A 22,962-nucleotide genomic window follows, 5' to 3' on the forward strand; every position below is an offset into this window, starting at 1 on the left:
CGTACGGTCTCATGACGGGGCGTCAGTCAACAGCCCCGAGCGGCGAGTGCCGCGCCGCCACCAGTTCCAGCACCGTGCGCCAGTCCTCCAGGACCCCGGCGTCGAACTCGGCGCTGCGGCCCTCCTCGTCGGCCTGGCGCAGCCGCACCAGGTCGTCGTCGGTGGAGTCGAAGGCGTGGCACTGGTTGCGGACCAGGCGGGAGACCCGTTCGCCGAGGAGAGGCCGCACCGCGTCGGCGGCGCAGTCGAAGTGGCGGGTCACGTCGGCCGGGCCCAGCAGCGGGCCGATGGCATGAACGAGCCCCGCGACCTGGAGTTCCTTGTCGGCGGGGCGTGCGCGGCGCAGCAGTGCGGCTGTCTGCAGCGCGTGTTGGTGGAGATCGACTCGGATGCTCCCGAGGCCCGGGGTGTCCCGGGTGCCCCGGCAGGCGTACAGCAGATCCATCAGCTCTTCGACACTGCGCAGCTCCATGCGTCAGTCCTCCCGCCGGACAAGCCGTTGCGGTACGTCAGCAGATCATGGCCGCCTTGCGATTCGGCCAACGGGACTTGAACTGCGTGGCGTGCTCGGGTGGGGGCCGGGCAGCGCGGTGGTGCTGAGCCGAACGAGTGACTTGTAAACCGGGCATTTCATAGCAACTCATGATGAGGTCGGCAGGTGAAAACCGGTCGACTCCGGATAGTTACAGCTTGTTTGCAGCCCCATCGAGCGGGTACCCGCTCATTTGGTTAATCTGTAGCGGACGGACAGCACTACAGGGTCCCAACCCACACCCATGGTCCGTCCCGGGACAAGCCGGTGCACAACGGCCTGCTCTCAGCACCAGTTACCGGCGCCACCGCGTCCGAGCCGACTTTTTGAGTATGACCCGAGCGGGCGTCAGGTACCGGACCGCAGACTGGGCCGGCCCGCCCCGAGGGTGATCCGACACATAAGGAGTGCGCGGTGACACCTGAGAAGACGAATCGCGAACAGCGCCCCAAGGAACGCACGGAGCGCGCGGGCCGCCGGTCGAACGAGATCGGTAGTCTCGATGTGTGGGCCAGGTCCGCCCCCATCCGCCTGGCGGGCTACGAGGACGACCTCGCCGAGCCCCACATCCTGCCCAGCGTCGACTGACGTCCGACGTCGACTGAAGGGGCAGAACCCTTCGCGATCGCCGACTGCATGGGCGTGCGAGACTCACGCCCATGCTGATCAGAGAAGCCGCGGCCGACGACTGGCCGCGGATTTGGTCTTTCTGGCACCGGATCGTGGCCGCCGGTGAGACCTACGCATGGGACCCGGACACCTCCGAGGACGCCGCCCGGGCGTTGTGGATGAACCCGGCCAAACGTGTCTACGTCGTCGAGGACGCCTCCGGATCGGTCGTCGCCTCCGCCTACGTCACCCCCAACTACGGTGGTCCCGCCGCCCGGATCGCCAACGCCGGCTTCATGGTCGACCCCGAGCAGGGCGGCCGCGGCATCGGCCGCCTCCTCGCCGAGCACATCCTGACCGTGGCCAAGGCCGACGGCTATCGCGGCATGGTCTTCAACGCCGTCGTCGAGACCAACCCGGCCGTGCGCCTGTGGATCTCCCTCGGCTTCACGATCCTCGGCACGGTCCCGGACGCGTTCGATCATCCGAGGCATGGCCGTGTGGGGCTGCACATCATGTACAGGGCACTTTAGCCAGACCTCACATCGCCTTCACTGTTTGCCTAAATGTTTTAGGCGCGTGCATACTCGCTTATGGTAAGCGAGAGGATGGTTATGGCACGCGTAGGGCTGACCACGGAACGTCTGGTCCGGTCAGGTGCGGAGCTCGCCGACGAGGTCGGCTTCGAGCAGGTCACCGCGTCGGAGCTGGCCCGGCGGTTCGACGTCAAGGTTGCGAGTCTGTACTCGCATGTGAGGAACTCGCAGGACCTGAAGACGCGGATCGCCCTGTTCGCGCTGGAGGAACTGGCCGACCGGGCCGCCGACGCCATCGCGGGGCGGGCCGGCAAGGATGCCCTGGTCGCCTTCGCGAACGTCTACCGCGACTACGAGCGCGAGCACCCCGGCCGCTCCGCCGCCGCGCGGATGCGGCTCGACCCCGAGGCGGCCGCCGCCGGCGCGGGCGTCCGGCACGCCCAGATGACCCGGGCCATCCTGCGCGGCTACGACCTGACGGATCCGGACGCGACACACGCCGTACGGCTGCTGGGCAGCGTCTTCCACGGCTACTCCAGCCTGGAGTCGGCGGGCGGCTTCAGTCACAGCGCCCCCGACTCCGAGGAGAGCTGGATCCGGATCCTCGACGCCCTCGACGCCCTGCTGCGCAACTGGCCCACCGGGCCCACCTCCTGATCGACAGGCCGAGGACACAGGCCCAGAACAAGGACGCTGAGGACATGGACACCCCGCACGACTGGATCACCACGCCCGTCACCGCCGATCTCCTGCGCGGTGCCCTCGACGTCGAGCGCACCGAGCACGGCGTACTGCCGCACCGCCTGCCCGCGCGGGCCCGCGCCCAGAACACCGACGAGCAGCTGGCCATGGCAGAGTCACAGCCCTCCGGCGTACGGCTGGTCTTCCGCACCCGTGCCACCGCCGTCGAACTGGAAGCACTGCGCACCAAGCGCAGCTACGTAGGCGCCCCGCCCCGCCCGGACGGCGTGTACGACCTGATCGTCGACGGCCGCCCCGCCGGGCAGGGCAGCGTGACCGGCGGCAACGTCGTGACCATCGACATGATGGCCGGGACCGCCGAGGACCGGCCCGGCCCGGCCGGCACCGTTCGCTTCACCGGGCTGCCCGACGGCGACAAGGACGTCGAGATCTGGCTGCCGCACAACGAGACCACCGAACTGATCTCCCTGCGCACCGATGCCCCCGTCGAGTCCGCGCGCGACACGGGCCGCAAGGTCTGGCTGCACCACGGCAGTTCGATCAGCCACGGCTCCGACGCCGCGAGCCCCACCGGCATCTGGCCCGTGCTCGCGGCCACCCTCGGCGGCGTGGAGCTGATCAACCTGGGACTGGCCGGCAGCGCCCTGCTCGACCCGTTCACCGCCCGCGCCATGCGGGACACCCCGGCCGACCTCATCAGCGTGAAGATCGGTATCAACCTGGTCAACATGGACCTGATGCGGCTGCGCGCCTTCGGTCCCGCGGTCCACGGCTTCCTCGACACCATCCGTGAAGGCCACCCGACGACACCGCTGCTGGTCGTGTCGCCGATCCTGTGCCCGATCCACGAGGACACACCGGGCCCCTGCGCCCCCGACTTCAGCGGTCTCAGCCGAGGTCAGCTGAAGTTCGTCGCCATGGGTGACCCGGCGGAACGCGCGAGCGGCAAGCTGACGCTGGGCGTGATCCGCGACGAGCTGTCCCGCATCGCGAAGCAGCGAGCGGCCGACGATCCGCACCTGCACCACCTCGACGGCCGCGACCTCTACGGCGAGGCCGACTCCGCGGAGCTGCCCCTGCCCGACGACCTCCACCCCGACGCCGCCACCCACCGCCGCATCGGCGAACGCTTTGCGCAGTGGGCATTCACCGGCGACGGGCCCTTCGCGGCGGCGGCCTCACAGGGGGGCGCCGCATAGCCGTCCGGCCGTCCGTCGTCACACGACCTGGTCGAGCGGCGCCGTCCGCTGCCAAGGACGCAGCTCCTGGATCCGCTCCGCCAGCGCCAGCAGCTCCGCCTCCGCGCCCGGACGTCCGACCAGCTGTATGGCACAGGGGGCGCCGGAGGGCAGCGTGCCGAACGGGATCGACATCGCGGGCCAGCCGGTGAGGTTCCACGGCGGGGTCAGCGGCGAGTAGTTGGTGTTGGCCATGATGTTGCGCAGCCAGCCCCGCTCGTGCCAGGGCTCGGACTTGGGGGAGCGGCGGGCCAGGGCCGGGGTGAGCAGCACGTCGTACTCGGCGAAGAACGGCTCCAGCCGCCGGCGCAGCTGCTCCCGGCTCTGGCCGACCCGCACCCGGTTCACGAAGCGCTTGCCGACAGCGGCGTGGACGCGGGTCCGGCGGGTGAGCTGCCGTGGGTCGAGGCCCTGCGCGTCCACCGCCGTGCCCGCCGTCCAGTGGGTCAGGGACGTGACGCCGAGCGACATGGGGTACGGCGGGTCGGCGCGTCGCACCTGGTGACCGGCCTTGATCAGCAGCCCGGCGGCCTCGCGTGCGGCGGTCGCGTACGGCTTGCTGATGGTGACCCCGACGAGCGGGCTGCGCAGGGACACGGCGATCCTGTGCGTGCCGGGCGCCGCCGGGCCCACGACCTCGGTGTCCGCGAGGACCGACAGCATCAGGCGCGCGTCCTCGACCGTGGTGGCCAGCGGGCCGTTCTCCGACATGCCGAACCAGTCGCCGTCACTCACGCCGGCCGGGACCACTCCGGTGCCGGGCTTGATGGTGACCAGGCCGCAGTTGGCCGCCGGTATGCGCAGCGAGCCCATGCCGTCGTTGCCGAGGGCGATCGGCACCATGCCCGCGGCGACCGCGGCCGCGCTGCCGCCGGACGACCCGCCTGCCGTACGCGAGGTGTCCCACGGGTTGCGGGCGGTGCCGTGCACGCCCTCGGTGGTGCCGAAGACACACAGCTCCGGCACGTTCGTCAGCCCCACGACCACCGCGCCGGCGGCCCGAAGCCGGGCCACGGTGACGTGGTCGTCGGCGGCCGGTGTGTCCGGCGTCGCCGCGGAGCCGATGCGCTTGGACTCGCCGCCCACCGCGAGGTTGTCCTTGACGGCCACCGGCACGCCCGCCAGGGGCAGTTCGGCGAGGTCGGCGCGCGAGCCCACCTCGTCGGCCTCGGCGAGCGCGGCCTCCGCCCGGACCACCCGGAAGGCGCCGACGCGGCCGTCCAGCCGCTCGATCCGGGCCAGGTGCTCGGCCACCACCTCACGGGGGGTGGCCTGCTTCTCGCGTACGGCGGCGGCTATCTCGGCGGCGGTCCGGCCGACCCAGTTGGTCACGGGCGCTCCTCGGTGCTTACTCGCGAGTATGTAGGAGAACTCTGCCCGGCGGCGGGCCCGGCGTCGAGAGGTCGCCCGGCTTGGATATTCGGGACGGTCTTCTTGGACTTTTCACAGCGCCTCTCCTCGACACCACCCCGCTGACCTGCGCATCATCCGATCAATCAGCCAACTCGGCGCCAGCCGCATCCCATTGACAGCCTCTGGGGCCCGCCCAATCATCAGACATCCGATGAATGGGGGTGCCTCATGAGGAGACGCTGGCGATCGTTCAGTGTCCTCGCGGCGCTGATGCTGTTGTTCGCGGCCCCGGTGCCGGCGCTCGCGGAGGACGACCAGGGGGCGCCGGTCACGGTGCCGGCCCTGGCCGACTGGACGCCGGCACCCGGCAGTTACGCGTACGGGCGCTCCACCCGCCTGGTGGCCGACAGTGCGAGCGAGCGGCGGGTCGCCGGCACCCTGGCCGACGACCTCGACGACGCCGGACACGGCAGGGTTCCCGTGGTGCGCGGCGGCGCCCGGCCCGGTGACATCGTTATCGACGTCGCGCCCGCCCGGACCTCCCTCGGGGCGGAGGGCTACCAACTCCGCGTGGACAAGCGGCTCTCGATCACCTCGGCGACCGAGACCGGCGCCTTCTACGGCACCCGCACCCTCCTCCAGCTCCTCGCCCAGGGCGAGCGGATCCCGGCCGGCCGCACGGTCGACGTACCGCGCTACAAGGAGCGCGGCGTCGGCGTCTGCGCCTGCTACATCAACATCTCGATGCCGTGGCTGGAGAACCTCGTCCGCGAGATGGCGTACCACAAGCTTAACCAGCTGCTCCTCGAACTGAAGGTGAGGAGCGAGGCCCACCCCGAGGCCAACACCTGGGGCTACTACACCAAGGACGAGATCCGCCGCCTGGTCGCCCTCGGTAAGCGGTACCACGTCGAGATCATCCCCGAGATCAACTCTCCGGGGCACATGGACCCGTGGATCGAGAACCGCACGGATCTCCAGCTCACGGACTCCGACGGCAACAAGCAGCCCTCGCGTCTCGACATCACCCGGCCGGAGGCCTTCGCCTACTACACCAGCCTGATCGACGAGTACGCCGAGGTCTTCCCCGCGACCTCCTGGCACATGGGAGCCGACGAGTACATGCTCGGCTCCGACTTCGCCAAGTACCCGCAGATCCTGAAGTACGCGCAGGACAAGTACGGCCCGGACGCCACACCGCAGGACGCGTTCATCGACTTCGTCAACCGTGTCCACACCTACGCGGCGGCCAAGGGCAAGAAGCTGCGCATCTGGAACGACGGGCTCACCGGAGCCAACACCGTCCCGGTGACCGCCGGAACGACGGTCGAGCACTGGCTGAACGTGGCGGTGAAGCCAAGTCAACTCCTCGATCAGGGCTATCCGTTGATGAACGCCGCCTACGCCCTGTACCTGGTCCGCGGCGGCTTCCACAGCGACACCAAGGGGCTGTACGACCAGAGCTGGGACCCGCGCAGCTTCGAGGGGCAGAAGCTGGCCTCCCGTGACGGGATCACCGGCGCGAAGATCAGCCTGTGGCCCGACAACGGCCGCGGCGAGACCGAGAACGAGGTCGCCGTCGCCCTGTGGCCCGCCCTTCGGCACATCGCCCAGGCGACCTGGGGCGAACCGCATCCCGACGCCGCCTACGCCGAGTTCACCGCGCGCGGCACGGCTGTCGGACACGCGCCGGGATGGCGGGACCTGACGCGGGTGCCGGTGGCGGACGGGTCGTACACCTTCCGGACGCCCGGCCGGTCCTTCGCCGCCGAGGTGCAGCGCACCGCCGACGGCTACGTGACCCTGCGAACGGCGGAGGGCTGCCTCGAGGTGCGCGGCGGAAAGCTCACGCTCAACGTGCCGCTGCAGCCGGGAGTGGAGGCGGCGCCCCAAGCCTGCGATGCGCAAAGCACCCTCCAGCGCTGGCAGTTGGAACCGGTGACCGGTGGCCACCGGCTCGTCAACGCCATCACGCGGATGGCGCTGAGCGTCGCGGGGGACAGCCGGCTCGAGCAGTACCCGCCGGACCGGCGCACGCCCGCCGTATGGCACCTGAGCACCTGAGCACCTGACCTGAGGACCCGACCCGAGGAGCCGTCCCATGGCCGTTTCCCGACGCGTCTTCGTCGCGACAGCCGCTGTCCTCGCCGCGACCGGCGCGACAAGACCCGCCCTCGCGGCACCCGCCGCCGCCTCGACAGACGCCCGCTACCGCATCCCCGTCAGCCCCGACGACACCGAGGCCGACCTGGTCCGCAAGGCCTCCCAAGTCCGCCCCACCGCACGGCAGATCGCCTGGCAGCGGCTGGAGCGCACCGCGTTCCTGCACTTCGGCGTGAACACCTTCACCGGTCTGGAGTGGGGCACCGGCGACGAGGACCCGGACGTGTTCCAGCCGGCCGGCCTCGACACCGACCAGTGGGCCCGCGCCCTGCGCGACGGCGGCTTCAGGCTCGCCATCCTCACCGTCAAGCACCACGACGGCTTCGTGCTCTACCCGTCCCGCTACACCGGCCACTCGGTGGCCTCGAGCAGTTGGCGCGAGGGCCGGGGCGACGTGCTGCGTTCCTTCGCCGACTCCATGCGCCGGTACGGCATCAAGGTCGGCGTCTACATCTCACCGGCCGACGAGAACCAGTACCTCCACGGCGTGTACGCCAACGGCAGCGCCCGCACCGACCACACCGTCCCGACCCCCGTCGAGGCCGACGACCGCACCCCGGCGGCGGCACGGACGTACACCCTGCCCGCCACCGACTACGGCGCCCACATGCTCAACCAGCTCTACGAGGTCCTCACCGAGTACGGCCCGATCGACGAGGTCTGGTTCGACGGGGCGCAGGGCCGCATCCCGCCGGACAAGGTGGAGAAGTACGACTGGGACAGCTGGTACACCCTCGTCCGCTCGCTCGCGCCCGACGCCGTGGTCGCCGTGTCCGGCCCGGACGTGCGGTGGGTCGGCAACGAGGGCGGGCTGGCCCGGGAGGACGAGTGGAGCGTCGTACCGGTGCAGGAGAAGGACTACGGCCGGACCGACTACGCCCTCGCGTACGACGCCCCCGACATGGGCAGCCGTGCGGCACTGGTGCAGGCTCGGCCCGTTGCCGACCACCTGCAGTGGTGGCCGGCCGAGTGCGACGTCTCCATCCGGGACGGCTGGTTCTACCACGCCGACCAACAGCCCAAGAGCGTCGAGCAGTTGACGGACATCTACTTCCGGTCCGTGGGCCGCAACTCGGTGCTCCTGCTCAACATCCCGCCGGACACGGACGGCCTGCTGCCTGCCGCTGACGTGGCACGGCTGCGGGAGTTCCGCGAGCGCGTGGACCGCGAACTGCCGGAGGACCTGGCGCGCGACGGCCGTACGACCGCGTCGCCGGGACGGGTCACCGTCGACCTCGGCCGCGAGCGGGAGGTGGACCGGATCCGGCTGGCGGAGGACATCCGGCACGGGCAGCAGGTGGAGAGCTTCGTCGTCGAGGCGCAGCGGGACGGTTCCTGGACGGAGGTGACCCGGGCCGGGGCGATCGGCGCGAGCCGCATTCTGTTGCTGGCGGCTCCGGTGCGGGCGCGGAGGTGGCGGGTACGGGTGACCGGCTCGCGGGCCGCGGTGCGGATCGTGGAGTTCGGGCTGTACCGGTCGCGGATCTGACCGCAGTACGGGTCGAGGAGCCCGAAAACCGGTTGACCGGGACGGGGCGGCGCGGGCTGGATAGGGCCCATGGCCGACATTCAGGGCACGTACGACGACCTGTTCATCGCTGTGCCGAACGCGCTGGCCGCGACGCTGGACGCGGGGGACGCGGGCGGCTCCGTCGCGGTCTTCGTGGACGGTGAGCCGGTCGTGGACGTCTGGGGCGGCTTCACGGACGCCGGGCGCACCGTCCCGTGGGAGCGCGACACGATCGTCAACGTCTGGTCGGTGACCAAGACGATGACGGCTCTGTGCGCCCTCGTCCTGGCCGACCGCGGCGACCTCGACCCGGACGCACCGGTCTCCCGCTACTGGCCGGAGTTCGCGGCGGCGGGCAAGGAGAAGGTGCTGGTACGGCACCTGCTCTCGCACACCGCCGGTCTGCCCGACTGGGACGGGCCGGTCGAGGAGCTGTACGACTGGCCCGCCGCCACGGCACGGCTCGCCGCGCGGGCCCCGCGATGGGAGCCGGGCGCGGCGGCCGGGTACCACTCGCTCACCCAGGGATTCCTCGTCGGCGAGGTGGTACGGCGGATCACCGGTCGCAGCGTGGGCGAGTTCCTCGCCGAGGAGGTGACCGGGCCGCTGGGCGCGGACTTCCACATCGGACTGGCCGCCGAGCACGACCATCGGGTCGCGCGCACGATCCCGCCGACGGGGCAGGGCGAGGACTACGCGGCGAGCGCGCCCGCCAACCCCACGGGCTCCGAGGCGGGCAACGGCGTCCGCGTCCGCGACGGCAACAGCCTGGCCTGGCGCCGCGCCCAGATCCCGGCGGCGAGCGGCTTCGGCAACGCCCGTTCGGTGGCGTCGGTCCAGTCGCTGCCGGCCTGCGGGGGAGAGGTGAACGGGGTCCGGCTGCTGTCCCGGGCCGGCTGCGACCGCGCCTGGGAGGAGCAGTTCGCCGGCGACGACCGCGTCCTCGGCATGCCGATGCGGTGGGGCCTGGGCTACGGCCTGTTCGGCAGCGCCTACGGCTGGGGCGGCTGGGGCGGCTCCCTCGTGATGATCGAGCCCGACAGCCGGATGGTGGTGGCGTACGTGACGCAGCAGATGCGCGAGCCCGCGGAGGACACCCGGGGGATGGAGATCGTGACCGCCGCGTACGAAGGGCTGCAGGGGCCGCACTGATGACGTCCCGCGAGCTCAGCGATCAGGACTACCTCCGCGAGATAGAGCGCCTGGCCGGCCGTGTCCGGGCGGCGGCGTCCGACGAGGGCTGGCTCTCGTACCTGGAGGATCCGCCAGGCTCGACACCTCTGCAACGCAGCGTGAACGCCCTGGCTCGGGCTCTGCGGCACTACCACTTCAGCGGTGATGGCTGCCTGGAGGAGGACCGGCCCACCGTCCCACTCGTCGGAGCCACGGTGCTGAAACCGGGGATCATGCCGGCCGGGGTGGAGGAGACGTACGAGGAGGTGTGCGGGCGCATCGGAGTGGAGCCCAGGCCGGAGGGCTGGGCCCTGTGGAACACCTGGAGCGACGGAGACCTGAAGGTGACCATGGTGGTGGCCGCCGTCGAGACGACCGAGGGGCTGTTCGCGAACTGGTCACGTGGCCGACCCGTCGATCCCGTGACACCGCTGCCGTCCCAAGTCGCCCTCATCCGGCACGGATGGATCGGACCGATGACCTTCTCACCTCGCGGCGCCGTCCGGACCGGCCTCGGCGGTCGGCCGCTGACCTAGAGGCGTGTGCTCATGCGCCCCGCGCCACCCCCGTGCTCCCCCGCTCGATCAGCCGCGGCACCGGCACCCGTACCGCCCGTGCCGACCCCCCGTCCAGCAGGGCGGTGAGTTCACGTGCCGCCGTGCGGCCGAACTCCACGCTGTCCCGGGACAGGGCGGACAGCCATGGCCTGACGATGCGGCACAGTGCCGAGTCCTCCCAGGACACCACCGAGACGTCCGCGGGCACGGCGAAGCCGAGTTCGGCCGCGGCGGCGGCGCCGGCCACCGCCATCACGTCGTTGTCGTAGATCAGCGCGGTCGGCGGAGCCGGGTCCTCCAGCACCCGGCGGGTGACCGCCGCGCCCTCGGCGTCGGAGTAGTCGGTGGTCACCGACTTCACCTCGGTCAGGCCACGCCGGCCGGCCTCGGCGCGCAGGGTGCGGATGCGGCGTTCGGTGTGGGCGAGGCCCGGCAGGCCGGCGATGTGCACGATCCGCCGGTGGCCGAGGGCGTACAGGCCGTCCACCACCGAGGCCATCGCGCCCGCGTCGTCCGCCCAGACCGTGGAGAGTCCGGGATGGCGGTCGTCGGGGGCGCCGCCGATCACCACGGCGGGCAGGCCGAGTTCGTCGAGGAGGTCGGGACGGGGATCGTCGGTGCGCGGGTCGACGACGAGGACACCGTCCACCCGGTGCTCGGCCCACCAGCGGCGGTACACCGCGCACTCGTCGGCGACGTCCTCCACCACCTGGAACAGCAGCCCGAGGTGCCGCTCCGCCAGCACCTCCTGGATGCCCGAGACGAGTTGGAGGAAGAACGAGTCCACCCCCAACGTGTCGGCCGGACGCGCCAACACGAAGCCGACCGTCGCCGCGCCCTCCCCGGACAGCGCCCTTGCTGCCGTACTGGGCCGCCAGCCCAGCTCCTCGGCGACCCGCCGCACCCGGTCGCGGGTCTCCTCCGACACGCCGGACCGGCCGTTCAGCGCGAAGGAGACCGCGCTCTGCGAGACCCCCGCGTGCCGCGCTATGTCCTTCATCGTCGGCCGACGGGCCGGTGACCGCTTGCCTGACATGGCGATTCCTCATTCCGCCGACACATTCCCACGGCTCTTTCCCGGAGCAGTATGCACTAATGCGGTTCAGGTCCGTGAACCTAATGCGGTTCAGCTCGGTGATTCTAATGCGCATTAGTCACTAAAGAAATTAGCTCCGCAAGAGCCATTGACGGGCCCGTGGAGCGGCGTGCAGGGTCTGCCTCGTCGACCAACCCGCCCGCAAAGGAGGACGGTTCACGGTGCCCGTTTCCCGTAGTTCCCGCAGAGCCCTCGCCGCCGTTTTCGCCGCCTGTGTCGTCCTGCCGCTCAGTGCCTGCGGCTCGGGAGGGGGCGACAGCGGCACCGCAGACGCCTCCGGCAAGGTCGAGGGCGACATCACCTTCCAGACCTGGAACCTCCGCGCCAACTTCAAGCCCTACTTCGAGGGCCTGATCGCCGACTTCGAGAAGAAGTACCCCGGCACCGACGTGAAGTGGATCGACCAGCCCGCCGAGGGCTACGCCGACAAGATCAGCGCGGACGCCGCCGGCGGTACGCTCCCGGACGTCGTCAACGTCTCGCCGGACCTGGTCGCCCCGCTTGCCAAGGCGGGCCTCGCGCTCGACCTCGACAAGGCGGCCTCCCAGTACAAGAGGGAGTATCTGGAGGGTGCCTGGGCCAGCCATCAGATACCGGGCATGACCGGCACGTACGCCTTCCCCTGGTACCTCAACACCGGCCCGCTCTTCTACAACAAGTCCCTCTTCAAGGAGGCCGGACTCGACTCCGAGCAGCCGCCGAAGACGTACGACGAGGTCTTCGACGCGGCCCTGAAGATGGCGGACAAGACCGACGGCAAGGTCGCCACCCTCGCCAACGTGCCCACCGTCGAGGACTTCGGCCGCTACGGCGTCGAGCTCATGAACAAGGAGGGCACCGCCTTCACCTTCAACGACGCCAAGGGAGTCGAACTCCTCACCAGGTACAAGGAGTTGTACGACGCCAAGGCCCTCGACCCGCAGGCGCTGACCGCCACCCCCGAGTCGTCCGGCAAGAAGTTCCTCACCGGGGCGGTCGCCATGAACCCCGGCAGCGCACTGGACCTCGGCAACTTCAAGAAGCAGGCGCCGAACCTGTACAAGAACATCGGGATCACGGATCAGATCACCAGCACCGGCCACGTGAACATGTATGTGATGGGCGTGATGGTCAACGCGCGGACGAAGCGTGCGCCCGCCGCGGTCGCCTTCGCCCACTACGTCACCGACGCCGCGCACCAGATGTCGTTCGCCAAGCAGGTCGCGATCTTCCCCAGCACAGCGGGCTCCCTCGACGACCCGTACTTCACCAAGGAGGACGGCACCGACGAGACGCGCGTGCGGGTCGCCGCCGCCAAGTCGCTGAAGAACGCGGTCAACTACACGCCCGTGCTGTTCAGCGAGCAGATGAAGACCGAGCTGCGCAACGAGGTGGCCAAGGCCCTGCAGGGCAAGGAGAGCCCCAAGGAAGCTCTTGACAACGCTGTCGAGGCCTGTAACCGGCTCCTTCAGCAGCAGGGCTGATTCATCATGGCGAGCTCGGCTGTCCCACGTGTCTCCCGGGTGCGGCGCCAACTGCCCACCAGCCCCTGGCTGTTCGCCGCGCCCGGCCTGCTGATCATCGGCGCCTTCATCCTGTACCCGTTCGTCTCCACGCTGGTCAACGCCTTCACCGACCGCCGCACGCTGATCCCGGGCGAGTTCGTGGGCCTCGCCAACTTCCGCGAGCTGCTCGGCGACGACATGTTCTGGATCGGTCTGCGCAACAGCACGCTCTACGTCGTCGGCGTCGTCCCCGCCCTCGTCGTCCTGCCTCTGCTGCTCGCGCTGCTCGTGCAGAAGAACATCCCCGGCATCACCTTCTTCCGGTCCGCCTTCTACACGCCGGTCGTCGCCTCGATCGTCGTGGTCGGGCTGATCTGGGTGTGGCTGCTCGACGAGCGTGGTCTGGTGAACTCGCTCCTCGAGACGATCGGCGTCGGCCGGGTCGGCTTCCTCAGCGACCAGTGGCTGCTCCTGCTGAGCGCCATGGCGGTGACGGTCTGGAAGGGCCTCGGCTACTACATGATCATTTACTTGGCCGCGCTCGCCAACGTGCCCCGCGAACTGCACGAGGCCGCCGCCGTGGACGGAGCGGGCGCGATCCGCAGGTTCCTCACGGTCACCGTGCCCGCCGTCCGCTCCACCATGGTCCTGGTCGGGGCGCTGTCGTCGGTCGCCGCGTTCAAGGTGTTCTCCGAGGTGTACCTGATGGCCGGCCCGAGCGGCGGGCCGGCGGGCGAGGACACCACCCTCGTGATGCTCGTCCAGCGCACCGGCACCGGCCTGACCGGCCGTGTCGGCTACGCCTCGGCCATCTCGGTCGTCGTGTTCGTCGTCACCGTCGCCCTGATGCTGCTCGTGCTGCGCGCGGACCGGAAGGACGAGTCATGAGCGTGCTGGAGAAGGTACGGCCCGCGGCGAAGGCCAAGGCGAGGTCCAAGGCCCCGGCCGTCGCGCGCGAACCCCGCGTCACCGACGAGCACGGCCGCCGCGTCCGCGTATGGGAACTCGCCCTGCGCTACCTGCTGCTGCTCGGCGTGCTCGCCCTCACCGTCGGCCCGTTCCTCTGGCAGCTGTCGACCTCGCTGAAGGGCCCCACCGAGGACATCTTCAGCTCCCCGCCGAAGTTCCTGCCCGGCGATCCCACCCTGCACAACTACGAGCGCGTCGCCGAGACCATCCCCGTCTGGGACTACGCCCTCAACTCGCTGAAGGTCGCCGCCGCCAACGTCGTGACCAACTGCGTCGGGGCGGCGCTCGCCGGCTACGCCCTCGCCCGGCTGCGTTACCGGGGCCGCCGCGCGGCCACGCTCGCGTTCATCCTCGCGATGCTCGTGCCCGTGGAGGGCATCATCATCGCCCAGTTCACGACCATGCGGGAGCTCGGCCTCAACAACACCCTCGTCGGCGTCGTACTGCCCGGCTGCATCAGTGCCCTGAACGTGCTGCTGATGCGCAACGCCTTCCTCAACCTGCCGTACGAGATCGAGGAAGCGGCCTACGTCGACGGCGCCAACGTCTGGCAGCGGTTCCTGCGCATCGCCGTGCCGTCGGTGAAGGGGACCCTTGCCGTCGTCGCGATCTTCGCCTTCATGGGCGCCTGGGACGACTTCCTGTGGCCGCTCATCGTGCTGAGCGACCCGTCCAAGTTCACGCTGACCATCGGCCTCAACTATCTGCACGGCACCTTCGCCAACGACGAACGCCTCGTCGCCGCGGGCACGATCATCGCCGTGGCGCCGCTGATCGCCCTGTTCGCCTGTCTGCAGCGGTACTTCTTCCGTGGCGTCGGGGAGGGCGCCGTCAAGGGCTGACCCGCCGAGCCGGCCATCCGTACCTCCGTCACAAGGACACGCATGCCTTCTGCCGTGCGCTTCGGCGTCAACTACACCCCGAGCGAAGGGTGGTTCCACCACTGGCTCGACTTCGACCTCGACTCCGTGCGCGCCGACCTCGACTCCGTCGCCGCGCTGGGTCTCGACCACGTCCGGGTGTTCCCGCTGTGGCCGTACTTCCAGCCGAACCGCACCCTGATCCGCGGCCGCGCCGTCGACCAGCTGGTCCAGCTCGTCGACGCCGCCGCCGAACGCGGCCTCGACGTCAACGTGGACGGTCTGCAAGGTCACTTGAGCAGCTTCGACTTCCTGCCTGCCTGGACGCGGACCTGGCACCGCCGCAACCTCTTCACCGACCCGGACATCCTCGACGGCCAGGCGGCCTACCTGCGCACCCTCGCCGCCGCCCTCGCCGACCGGCCGAACTTCCTCGGCATGACCCTCGGCAACGAGGTCAACCAGTTCTCCGCGGGCCCGCATCCCGACCCCGACCGGGCGACCGAGGAGGAGATCGACCGCTGGCTGACGCGCATGCTCGGCGCCTGCGAGGAGGGCGCACCCGGGCGGCTGCACCTGCACGCCGAGTACGACGCCACCTGGTACCAGGACGACCAGCCGTTCACGCCCGCTCAGGCCGCCCGGCACGGCGCCGTCACGGCCGTGCACTCCTGGGTCTTCAACGGCACCGCCCAGCGCCACGGCCGTACCTCCGTGCCGGCCGAGCACCATGCCGCGTACCTCGTCGAGCTGAGCAAGGCGTGGGCCGACGACCCGCGCCGTCCCGTCTGGCTCCAGGAGGTCGGCGCGCCCGCGCCCCTCGTCCCGCCCGAGCACGCCGCCGCCTTCACCGAGGCGACCGTCGCGAACGCCCTGGACTGCCCCGACCTGTGGGGCATCACCTGGTGGTGCTCCCACGACGTGTCCCGTGCGCTGGCCGACTTCCCCGGGCTCGAATACGGGCTCGGTCTGCTGACCAACGACCGCAAGCCGAAGGATGCGGCTCACGTGCTGGCCCGCGCCGCGAACGAACCTGTGCCCGCGCCCACGCCGCGCACCACCGCCCTAGTCGTCCCGGCCGACCCCGCCGTGCGCTCGGCCTGCGCCCCCGGCGGTCCCGTCTTCGACGCCTTCTTCCGGCTCACCGCCGACGGCGCCCGCCCCACCACCGTCCTCGACACCCGCGCGGACGACCGGGACCATCTGGTCGCCCGCGGCATCACCGAAGTCGTCACTCCCGATCAGGTACTCCCCGCCCCACACGGACTCCCAGGAGGCACCCGCTCGTGAACCCCACCAGACGCACCGTCCTGCTCGCCGGCGCCACGGCCGCACTGCTGCCCTCGCTGCCGGCGGCCGCCGCGCCGGATCGCCGCGCGCCCAAGGCCGCCGCGCTCCAGCCGTACGCCTCCTACTGGTACCCGGACTCGCTGCCCTCCGGCACCCCGGGCACCGGCATCACCTGGCGCAGCCTGAAGTCCTGGCGCCCGGCCGACGACCCGGACCTCGCCTTCAACGCGGCGACCGTCCCGCTCGCCCCGCGCTTCACGCCGACGCCGGCGAACCCGACCGCCCGCGCAGGACAGGCCCGTATCCAGTCCCTGGTGTCCTTCGGCCCCACCGCCGGCAACCCCTCGCAGGGCGCGGCCACCGCCGACTACTACGCCCTCACCCACTGGGCCTACATCGACGAGCTGGTCTTCTGGGGCGGCTCGTCGGGGGAGGGGCTGATCCTCGCGCCGAACGCGCCGATCGTCGACGCCGCCCACCGGCACGGGGTATCCGTCCTCGGCAACATCTTCCTGCCGCCCGTCGCCTACGGCGGGCAGCTGCAGTGGACCCGTGACCTGGTGCAGAAGGACGCCGCCGGGCGGTATCCGCTGGCTGAGCGGCTGGTCGCGGTCGCCGACGCGTACGGGTTCGACGGGTGGTTCGTCAACGCCGAGACCAGCGGCGGGAACACCGCGCTGGGCACGGCGATGCTGGGCTTCATGCGCGAGCTGAAGACGCTCGCCAAGGCCAAGGGCCAACGCGTGACCTGGTACGACTCGATGACCGTGAACGGGTCCGTGAGCTGGCAGGGTGCCCTCAACTCCCAGAACGAGGCGTTCTTCCAGGCCGCCGACGACATGTTCGTCGACTTCAGATGGACGGCGGCGAAGCTGACCTCGTCCGGTCAGCGTGCCGGTCAACTGGGCCGCAGCCGCTACGAGCTGTGGGCGGGAGTCGACGTCGAGTCGAACGGCTGGAACTCGTCCGTGAACTGGGACGCGATGGTGCCCCGCGACAAGGCGCACGTGGTGTCGGTCGGCTTCTACCGGCCCGAGTGGACACGCAACCACCTGCCCGCTGACGGCCGTGGGCCGGGAGCGTTCCATGCCGCCGACGACCGGTTCTGGACCGGACGTTCGCTGGACCCGTCCCGGCCGGACGGCACGGACGGCTGGCGGGCACCGGCCGTGTCGGTCGCCGACCGGTCGACGGTCACGGAGGTCCCCTTCGCGAGCGTGTTCAACACCGGGCACGGGCTGCGGTGGTACGAGGACGGGGAGGTGACGTCGGACAAGCCGTGGAACCACCTGGGCCTGCAGGACCGGCTGCCGTCCCGGCGCTGGGTCGTGCACACCGACGGACGGCGCCCCGCCGTGACGCTCGACTTCGAGGACGCGTGGCGTGGCGGGAGCAGTGTGCTCGTCGACGGTGAACTGGACGCACCGGCGGTCCTGGACGTGTACGCGACCCGCCTGCCGATCACGGCCGACACGGTCGTCGAGCTGACGCACCGGACCGATGCGGGCAGCGTGAAGGTCGAGTTGGCGGTGGCCACGGCCGAGCCGAGCAGTCCGGGCGCGACACCGCCGTACACGTACTTCCCCGTGAACTCGGGCGGCGCATGGCAGACCTCGACCGTACGACTCACAGGCCTGACGGGTACCGCGCACGCGATCGGCGTCCGGCTCACCGCGACGGGCGGGGCCGTGAAGTGGCGGCTGGGCGGCATCGCGGTCCGGGAGGCCGTCACCACGCCGGCGGCTCCGACCGGATTCCGGATCACCGCGGCGTCCGGCGGAGACCTGCGTCTCGCGTGGAATCCCGGCTCCGGCGATGACGTACGCCACCACGCCCTGCACCGCGTCCTCGCCGACGGCACCCGGCGCTTCCTCGGCGGCACCTGTCAGCCGGCCTACTTCGTCGCCGGTCTGCAACCCGAACAGGGGGAGCAGGCCGCACGGTTGGAACTGCGTGCCGTAGGGGAGCTCTACACCTCGTCGGCTCCCGTGACCGTGACGCACACCTGGTAACCGCCCTCACCCTTGGAGCACCCCGCATGCATGACGACCGCAGCCTGGTCGAAGCCCGCCTCAAGCGCGTCCTCGACGAGCGCATCCGACCCGCCGTGTACCCCGAGTCCGTGCCACTGGACGTCGCGGTGTGGCATGCGCCCGGCGAACCGGTGCCGGTCGCCGAGGGACTCGCGGCCGAACCCGAGCCGATCGAGGTGGGGGCGCGGTGGGGTGCTCCCTGGGGCACCAGCTGGTTCCGGGTCACCGGGACCGTGCCCGAGGCGTGGGCCGGTAGGACGGTCGAGGCACTCCTCGACCTCGGGTTCGACGAGAAGATGCCCGGCTTCCAGTGCGAGGGCTTGGTCTACCGTCTCGACGGCACCCCGGTGAAGGGCCTCAACCCGCGCAACCAGTGGGTGCGCATCGGCGCCCCCGTCGAGGGCGGGGAGCAGGTGCGGCTGCACATCGAGGCGGCCTCCAACCCGGTCATCCTCGACTACCACCCCTTCCTGCCCACGCAGTTGGGCGACAAGGACACCGCCGGCAGTGAACCCCAGTACACGCTCACCCGCATGGACCTCGCCGTCCTCGACGAGAACGTCTGGCAGCTGGTCATCGACCTGGAGGTGCTCGGCGAGCTGATGGCCGAGCTGCCGGTGGAGTCGGCGCGCCGCTGGGACATCCTGCGGGCGGTGGACAAGGCCCTCGATGCGATCGACCTGCAGGACGTGGGCGGCACTGCGGCGCGGGCCCGGGAACGGCTGGCCGAGGTACTGGCCACGCCCGCCGCGCCGTCCGCCCACCGCATCAGCGCCGTCGGGCACGCGCACATCGACTCGGCATGGCTGTGGCCGCTGCGCGAGACCGTGCGCAAGGTGGCCCGTACGACGTCCAACATGACCGCGCTGCTCGAGGACGAGCCCGACTTCGTCTTCGCCATGTCGCAGGCCCAGCAGTGGGCGTGGGTGAAGGAGCACCGGCCCGAGGTGTGGGCGCGGGTGAAGAAGGCGGTGGCGGACGGGCGGTTCGTGCCGGCCGGCGGGATGTGGGTGGAGTCGGACACCAACATGCCGGGCTCGGAGGCGATGGCCCGGCAGTTCGTGCACGGCAAGCGGTTCTTCCTCGACGAGTTCGGGGTCGAGAACGACGAGGCGTGGCTGCCGGACACGTTCGGCTTCGCCGCGGGACTGCCGCAGATCATCAAGGCGGCGGGCTCCAAGTGGCTGCTGACCCAGAAGATCTCCTGGTCACAGACCAACAAGTTCCCGCATCACACCTTCCAGTGGGAGGGCATCGACGGCACCCGGATCTTCACCCACTTCCCGCCCGTCGACACCTACAACTGCTCCATGAAGGGCAGCGAGATCGCCCACGCGGCCCGCAACTTCAAGGACAAGGGCGTCGCCCGGCACTCCCTGGCCCCGACGGGCTGGGGCGACGGAGGCGGCGGCACGACCCGCGAGATGGTCGCGAAGGCGGCGCGGCTGCGGGACCTCGAAGGCTCGGCGACCGTGGTCTGGGAGACCCCGGCGGAGTTCTTCGAGAAGGCCGAGGCGGAGTACGCGAACCCACCGGTCTGGGTCGGCGAGCTCTACCTCGAACTCCACCGCGCAACCCTCACCAGCCAGGCGAAGACCAAGCAGGGAAACCGTCGCAGCGAGCACCTCCTGCGCGAGGCCGAACTGTGGGCCGCGACCGCCGCCGTGCGTACCGGATTCCCTTACCCCTACGAGGAGTTGGACCGCATCTGGAAGACGGTGCTGCTGCACCAGTTCCACGACATCCTGCCCGGCTCGTCCATCGCCTGGGTGCACCGGGAGGCACGTGCGACGTACGAGCGCCTCGCGGGCGAGCTGACCGCGATCATCGAGTCGGCCCAGCGCGCCCTGGCGGGCGAGGGTGAGACCGAGCTCGTCTTCAACTCCGCCCCGCACCCGCGCGAGGGCGTCCCGGCGGGCGGGGCACGCCCCCCGGTGACCGAGGGCCGCACGGCACTCGCGCCCCGCCCGGACGGCGGGTTCGTCCTCGACAACGGCCTGCTGCGCGTGGAGATCGACGCACGGGGCCTGGTCGTGTCGGCGTACGACATCGACGCCGACCGCGAGACGATCGCGCCGGGTGCAGCCGGGGGCCTGCTCCAGCTGCACCCCGACTTCCCGAACATGTGGGACGCCTGGGACGTCGACGAGTTCTACCGCAACACCGTCACCGATCTGACCGACCTGGACGAGATCGCCCCCGAGGGCGAGGGCGTGCGCATCGCACGGTCCTTCGGCGACTCCCGCGTCACCCAACTGCTCTCCCTCGCGCCGGGGGAGCGGCGGCTGGTGGTGGACACCGAGGTGGACTGGCACGAGACGGAGAAGTTCCTGAAACTCTCCTTCCCGCTCGACGTGCACGCCGAAAGGTACGCGTCCGAGACCCAGTTCGGGCACTTCCACCGGCCCACGCACACCAACACCTCCTGGGAGGCGGCCAAGTTCGAGGCCTGCAACCACCGGTTCGTGCACCTGGAGGAGCCGGGCTGGGGCGTCGCCGTCGTCAACGACTCGACGTACGGCCACGACGTGACCCGCACGGTCCGCACCGACGGTGACCGCGGCACGACCACCACGGTCCGGGTGTCCCTCCTGCGCGCCCCGCGCTTCCCGGACCCCGAGACCGACCAGGGCGTCCACCGCTTCCGGCACGCCCTGGTGCCGGGCGCGGGCATCGGGGACGCGGTGCGCGAGGGCTGGCGGATCAACCTGCCGGAGCGGTCGGTGACCGGCGCGCGGGAGGTGGCGCCGCTGGTGACGGTGGACCGGGACGCCGTCGTGATCACGGCCGTCAAGCTGGCCGACGACGGCAGCGGAGATGTGGTGGTGCGGCTTCACGAGGCCCACGGCGGCCGGGTACGGGCCACGCTGGCGGCTGGATTCGACGTCGCGGACGTCGCGGCGACGGACCTGCTGGAACGGCCGCTGTCGGAGACACCGTCGTACGACGGCCGTCGTGTCGCCCTGTGCCTGCGGCCCTTCGAACTGGTGACGTTGCGGCTTCGGCGCACTGCGGTCCACTGACGGGTGAATGGCGGCGCGGCATCGCGTGGCGGGCGGCAACCGGCCTCAGAATCAAGGCGATTCGGGGTCCCATGTGCGCCTTGGAGGCACTCTCTTGAAGCTCGTCACGCGAGCCCAGCTCGGCTGGCCCGCATCCGCCGCACCCACGCAGACATCGACCAAGGGCGTCAAAGTCCACTACGAAGGCGCGCCGGTCAGCGTGCAGCTCCTCGACGACCACGATCTCTGCATCGCCAAGTGGAAGAAGATCCGAGTCGACCACCTGGCGAACAAGAAGGAGAACTACTCGGACATCGCCTACAACTACGGCGCCTGCCCGCACGGTCATCTCCTGGAGGGCCGGGGCCTCGGCAGACGCACCGGGGCGAATGGCAACCAGGACCTCAACCGTGGCCACTACGCGATCATGGGTCTGGTCGGCGACGAGGGGCTCACCAAGCCGACGGACGCGATGCTCGGCGCGATCCGCGACGGCATCGAGCTGCTGCGCAAGCACGGTGCCGGCATCGAGATCAAGGGTCACCGGGACGGCCTCGCCACGGAGTGCCCGGGCCGGCACCTCTACGCGTGGGTGAAGGACGGCGCGCCGCGGCCGGGTGGTTCGCCGCCCGATCCCGCGCCGAGGCCGGTGGTCGACGTGTCGAAGGTGGTCGCCGCGGCGCTGAACGACCCGGCCGCGCCGGGCGCACCGGTGTCGTACCCCGGGGTGAAGATCGTGGAGAAGGCGCTCGTCGCGGAGGGCCTCCTCGGACCGAACCTCGCGGACGGCCACTTCGGCACGTCGACCGTCGAGGCCTACGCCGCCTGGCAGGGCCGCTGCGGCCTCACCGGCGATGACGCCGACGGCATCCCCGGCCACGCGTCACTGGAGACGCTCGGACGGGAGCACGGTTTCGACGTGAAGCCGTAGCGAACGGCGCGGACCCGGCCGGGCGGCGGTCAGCCGCCCAGCTGCGTCCGCAGCCACTGCTCCACCTCGCCCACGTGCGCCGCCGCCGCGGCCCGGGCCGCCTCCGGATCGTGGGCCACCAGGGCGCGGTGGATCGCGGCGTGTTCGCGGCGGGTGCGGGTGAAGGCGCCTTCCTCCTGGTAGCCACGCCAGACACGGGCGCGGAAGGTGCGTGAGGACAGGCCCTCCAGGATCGCGGCCATGGTGTCGTTGCCGGCGGCGGCCGCGATCACGCGGTGGAAGGCCAGGTCGTGGGCGAGGATCTCCTCGGGGTCCTCCGTGGCGTTCATCGCCGTCAGATGCTTCTCGACCTCGGCGAGCTGGTCCGGTGTGATGCGGGCCGCCGCCAGCGCCGTCGCCGTCGACTCCAGGATGCGGCGCACCTCCAGCAGCTCCACCAGGCGCGGACCCCGGGAGAGGTCGGCGACCACGCCGAACGTCTCCAGCAGGTCGCCGGCCTCCAACTGGGTGACGTAGATGCCCGAACCGTGCCGGGCCTCCAGGACGCCCAGCACGGTCAGCGCGCGGATCGCCTCGCGCATCGAGCTGCGGGAGATGCCGAGCTGGACCGCCAGATCGCGTTCGGTCGGCAGGCGCTGGCCGGGCTCCAGCCGTCCCTCGGCGATCATCGCCTTGATCTGCTCGAGGGCGCGCTGCGTCACGGTGCCCTTCTGCGGGGCTGTCTCGTCTTCCACGCCGTTCCTCCCGTCGCCCGAGGCGCCTGAGCGGGCCCGGTGAGCCGCAGTGTAATCACCAGGTTGGTCCGACCACTACGGCTGGAAACGGCGAGAATCTGCCTCCGAAGGGTGTTGTATCGGCGAAGTGGTCTGATAAATATGCGGGCATCTGCTCGAACACGCTCAACGAGGAGCCGCCAGATGCACG

General features: G+C 70.8%; 19 protein-coding genes. 15 read left to right on the plus strand and 4 right to left on the minus strand.

All coding sequences use genetic code 11. The annotated features are described in order from the left end of the window. Positions 1-22: 22 nt before the first annotated feature. On the minus strand, positions 23-472 hold the full coding sequence (locus ACZ7M7_RS15030) for a hypothetical protein (protein ID WP_383599931.1): 450 nt from the start codon (positions 470-472) through the stop codon (positions 23-25). Between the two features lie 474 nt (positions 473-946). Between ACZ7M7_RS15030 and ACZ7M7_RS15035 the strand changes: the two genes are divergently transcribed. The 4 genes from ACZ7M7_RS15035 (at position 947) to ACZ7M7_RS15050 (ending at position 3,578) form a co-directional block, all read left to right on the plus strand. Continuing rightward, positions 947-1,120, plus strand: coding sequence for a hypothetical protein (locus tag ACZ7M7_RS15035; protein ID WP_328420641.1), 174 nt, complete (start codon positions 947-949; stop codon positions 1,118-1,120). A gap of 71 nt (positions 1,121-1,191) precedes the next feature. Then, positions 1,192-1,674 carry a GNAT family N-acetyltransferase gene (locus tag ACZ7M7_RS15040; RefSeq protein ID WP_472116458.1) on the plus strand — a complete coding sequence of 161 codons (483 nt, stop codon included), beginning with the start codon at positions 1,192-1,194 and terminating at the stop codon, positions 1,672-1,674. Positions 1,675-1,755: 81 nt separating this feature from the next. Then, complete coding sequence (locus ACZ7M7_RS15045; protein ID WP_472116460.1) at positions 1,756-2,334, plus strand: TetR/AcrR family transcriptional regulator; 579 nt, start codon at positions 1,756-1,758, stop codon at positions 2,332-2,334. Positions 2,335-2,378: 44 nt separating this feature from the next. Next, a complete protein-coding gene (locus ACZ7M7_RS15050; protein ID WP_472116463.1) occupies positions 2,379-3,578 on the plus strand; it encodes an SGNH/GDSL hydrolase family protein in 1,200 nt (399 codons plus the stop codon). Positions 3,579-3,596: 18 nt separating this feature from the next. Here the strand turns inward: ACZ7M7_RS15050 and ACZ7M7_RS15055 are convergent, their stop codons facing one another. Continuing rightward, entirely contained in the window at positions 3,597-4,949 is a 1,353-nt protein-coding gene (locus ACZ7M7_RS15055) for an amidase (protein WP_472116466.1), read from the minus strand. Positions 4,950-5,198: 249 nt separating this feature from the next. On the opposite strand from ACZ7M7_RS15055, the gene ACZ7M7_RS15060 reads away from it, so the two are divergent. The 4 genes from ACZ7M7_RS15060 to ACZ7M7_RS15075 all read left to right on the plus strand — a co-directional run bounded on the left by ACZ7M7_RS15060 (position 5,199) and on the right by ACZ7M7_RS15075 (position 10,352). After that, entirely contained in the window at positions 5,199-7,034 is a 1,836-nt protein-coding gene (locus ACZ7M7_RS15060) for a family 20 glycosylhydrolase (protein WP_472116469.1), read from the plus strand. A gap of 37 nt (positions 7,035-7,071) precedes the next feature. Beyond that, complete coding sequence (locus ACZ7M7_RS15065; RefSeq protein ID WP_383621638.1) at positions 7,072-8,622, plus strand: alpha-L-fucosidase; 1,551 nt, start codon at positions 7,072-7,074, stop codon at positions 8,620-8,622. Positions 8,623-8,691: 69 nt separating this feature from the next. After that, positions 8,692-9,795 (plus strand): serine hydrolase domain-containing protein, encoded by a 1,104-nt coding sequence (locus ACZ7M7_RS15070; protein WP_472116473.1) that lies wholly within the window; start codon positions 8,692-8,694, stop codon positions 9,793-9,795. Further along, on the plus strand, positions 9,795-10,352 hold the full coding sequence (locus ACZ7M7_RS15075) for a hypothetical protein (RefSeq protein WP_383599909.1): 558 nt from the start codon (positions 9,795-9,797) through the stop codon (positions 10,350-10,352). Before ACZ7M7_RS15070 ends, ACZ7M7_RS15075 begins: the two co-directional genes overlap by 1 nt. Positions 10,353-10,362: 10 nt before the next feature. Here ACZ7M7_RS15075 and ACZ7M7_RS15080 read toward each other — a convergent pair whose 3' ends face one another. Next, positions 10,363-11,409, minus strand: a complete 1,047-nt coding sequence (locus tag ACZ7M7_RS15080) for a LacI family DNA-binding transcriptional regulator (RefSeq protein WP_451168848.1) — start codon at positions 11,407-11,409, stop codon at positions 10,363-10,365. A 221-nt stretch (positions 11,410-11,630) separates the two neighbouring features. Between ACZ7M7_RS15080 and ACZ7M7_RS15085 the strand changes: the two genes are divergently transcribed. The 7 genes from ACZ7M7_RS15085 to ACZ7M7_RS15115 all read left to right on the plus strand — a co-directional run bounded on the left by ACZ7M7_RS15085 (position 11,631) and on the right by ACZ7M7_RS15115 (position 22,038). Then, positions 11,631-12,932, plus strand: a complete 1,302-nt coding sequence (locus tag ACZ7M7_RS15085; RefSeq protein ID WP_472116476.1) for an ABC transporter substrate-binding protein — start codon at positions 11,631-11,633, stop codon at positions 12,930-12,932. A 6-nt stretch (positions 12,933-12,938) separates the two neighbouring features. After that, complete coding sequence (locus ACZ7M7_RS15090) at positions 12,939-13,841, plus strand: carbohydrate ABC transporter permease (protein WP_365052955.1); 903 nt, start codon at positions 12,939-12,941, stop codon at positions 13,839-13,841. Then, positions 13,838-14,764 (plus strand): carbohydrate ABC transporter permease, encoded by a 927-nt coding sequence (locus tag ACZ7M7_RS15095; RefSeq protein WP_472116479.1) that lies wholly within the window; start codon positions 13,838-13,840, stop codon positions 14,762-14,764. Before ACZ7M7_RS15090 ends, ACZ7M7_RS15095 begins: the two co-directional genes overlap by 4 nt. 42 nt (positions 14,765-14,806) lie before the next feature. Then, positions 14,807-16,072, plus strand: a complete 1,266-nt coding sequence (locus tag ACZ7M7_RS15100) for a glycoside hydrolase 5 family protein (RefSeq protein WP_472116482.1) — start codon at positions 14,807-14,809, stop codon at positions 16,070-16,072. Continuing rightward, positions 16,069-18,084, plus strand: coding sequence for an endo-beta-N-acetylglucosaminidase (locus ACZ7M7_RS15105; protein ID WP_472116485.1), 2,016 nt, complete (start codon positions 16,069-16,071; stop codon positions 18,082-18,084). The genes ACZ7M7_RS15100 and ACZ7M7_RS15105 overlap by 4 nt, the downstream gene beginning before the upstream one ends. A 26-nt stretch (positions 18,085-18,110) precedes the next feature. Beyond that, positions 18,111-21,128 (plus strand): alpha-mannosidase, encoded by a 3,018-nt coding sequence (locus ACZ7M7_RS15110; protein WP_472116488.1) that lies wholly within the window; start codon positions 18,111-18,113, stop codon positions 21,126-21,128. A gap of 94 nt (positions 21,129-21,222) precedes the next feature. After that, a complete protein-coding gene (locus ACZ7M7_RS15115) occupies positions 21,223-22,038 on the plus strand; it encodes a peptidoglycan recognition protein family protein (protein ID WP_472116491.1) in 816 nt (271 codons plus the stop codon). A 29-nt stretch (positions 22,039-22,067) separates the two neighbouring features. Here the strand turns inward: ACZ7M7_RS15115 and ACZ7M7_RS15120 are convergent, their stop codons facing one another. Further along, the gene (locus ACZ7M7_RS15120; protein ID WP_369274936.1) at positions 22,068-22,772 is read right to left on the minus strand and encodes a FadR/GntR family transcriptional regulator; all 705 of its coding nucleotides are present in this window, start codon (positions 22,770-22,772) and stop codon (positions 22,068-22,070) included. Between the last annotated feature and the right edge of the window lie 190 nt (positions 22,773-22,962).

Source organism: Streptomyces sp. NPDC111606 (genome assembly GCF_055656945.1).